The following is a 1,594-nucleotide window of genomic DNA, read 5'->3' on the forward strand; positions in this document are numbered from 1 at the left end:
CGAAGCTGCGGTCGGCTGCAAGGTCATCAACATCATGACCAGCCTTGGCATGCCAGTATCCCAGCGCCTCGTCTGAACCCCAGGGCTAAGGGGTGCATGCGGCCCACCTCTCAATTATGCACCAACGTCCCCTTAAGGCGCACCCGGTCAAAATTGTTCGTAGATGCGGGTCCTGAGGCCGTGTCCCGGCGCTCGCTTGCGCTTTCGCAGCGCGCGGCCTATGTCTTGGCATAGGCCAAAGTGGAGGAGCCCGGGATGCAGCACGAACGACACGTCAGGCTGTTCAGGAACGGCCGGAACCAAGCGGTCCGGATCCCGGTCGAGTTCGAGCTCCCCGGCGACGAGGCCATCATACACCGGGACGGCGATCGGCTCATCATCGAGCCGATCCGAAAGGGTGGTCTGATCGCCCTCCTCGACACGCTGGAGCCGCTCGATGAGGACTTCCCAACTATCGAGGATAAGCCCGGCGCGCCGGAGGACATCTTTTGAGCGCCGGCCGCTACATGCTCGACACCAACATTCTCTCCGACATGATCCGGAACCCAAGCGGGAAGGCGGCGACGCGCCTGCGCCAGGTCGGGGACGCGAGCGTCTGCACCAGCGTCGTCGTCGCCTCAGAACTGCGCTACGGTGCGGAGAAGAAGGGCTCGGAGAAGCTGACCGCCAGGGTCGAGGCCGCGCTGCGGGAAGTCGAGGTCCTGGCGCTCGACGTGCCGGCCGATGCGTACTACGGCGTGGTCCGCAGCCGTCTCGAGGCCGAGGGACGGATGATTGGCCAGAATGACCTCCTCATCGCCGCGCACGCGCTCTCGCTCGGATTGACGCTGGTCACAGACAACGTGCAGGAGTTCAACCGTGTCGACGGGCTCCGGATCGAGAACTGGCTGGAGGGCTAGCACAGGTCTGGCCCGCTCTTGTCGACCGGCCACCTGACGTCGCAGCCGCGCTCACAGACAAGCGCCTTCTATTGATTGAGGGCAAGAAATCGAGCCGCAGTGAGGATCAAGCCAGCCTAAAACTGACGGCTACGGTATGTAGCGGCGGAGCGAGGATCGGAAGCGATTGGACGTTGTCGCAGGACACGACTGCGGCTGGGTTCTTCTCTATTCGGCGGTTTGAGGTCAAGCGCTTTCAGGCCTTCGACATTCCCGATGTTTGACGTCACTCGCGGGCCCTTGCTTCTCTTCGGGATCAGCTCTGTGGCTCTCCCAGTTTGGGATCGGAAGAATGAGGCAGCCCAATCTGTTGCGCGTTCTGATCGCGCAAGACGCGACCGAGACAAGAGCCCACGCGAACTCACCTCATCCATCGTCCCGCAAGGGACGTCTCTCCACCGGGTGGCGGATCTTGGATCTCCTCCTCTTCGGGGGACAGGCCGTTCCAGTGAGTGATCAGGCGGCCGCCGTGGCGCTCTCCTTGGTCCAGCGGAACTCGGTGCCGTCGCTCCAGAGGCGATGCATGATCACGACGTGTTGGACAATGGTGCAAAGTTCGACCTGTCTCAGGTGGACCTGAGAAGCCGGGCTCAACCCGGAAGATCACCCCGACAACATCATCGGCAACCTCAATGCGCTTGACGAGAGTACAGATG

At 62.4% G+C, this 1,594-nt stretch carries 2 protein-coding genes; both read left to right on the forward strand.

From position 1 onward, the window contains the following. Positions 1-255: 255 nt before the first annotated feature. Positions 256-492, forward strand: coding sequence for an antitoxin (locus FS320_RS43075; RefSeq protein WP_152718610.1), 237 nt, complete (start codon positions 256-258; stop codon positions 490-492). A gap of 14 nt (positions 493-506) precedes the next feature. Then, positions 507-899, forward strand: coding sequence for a type II toxin-antitoxin system VapC family toxin (locus FS320_RS43080; RefSeq protein WP_152718611.1), 393 nt, complete (start codon positions 507-509; stop codon positions 897-899). Positions 900-1,594: the final 695 nt, after the last annotated feature.

The sequence above is a fragment of the Microvirga tunisiensis genome (assembly GCF_009296175.1).
In the GTDB taxonomy this organism is placed as follows: domain Bacteria; phylum Pseudomonadota; class Alphaproteobacteria; order Rhizobiales; family Beijerinckiaceae; genus Microvirga; species Microvirga tunisiensis.

Coding starts and splice junctions, on each gene's coding strand:
- FS320_RS43080 (WP_152718611.1), top strand. CDS start 507: ATGCTCGACACCAACATTCTCTCCGACATGATCCGGAACCCAAGCGGG.
- FS320_RS43075 (WP_152718610.1), top strand. CDS start 256: ATGCAGCACGAACGACACGTCAGGCTGTTCAGGAACGGCCGGAACCAA.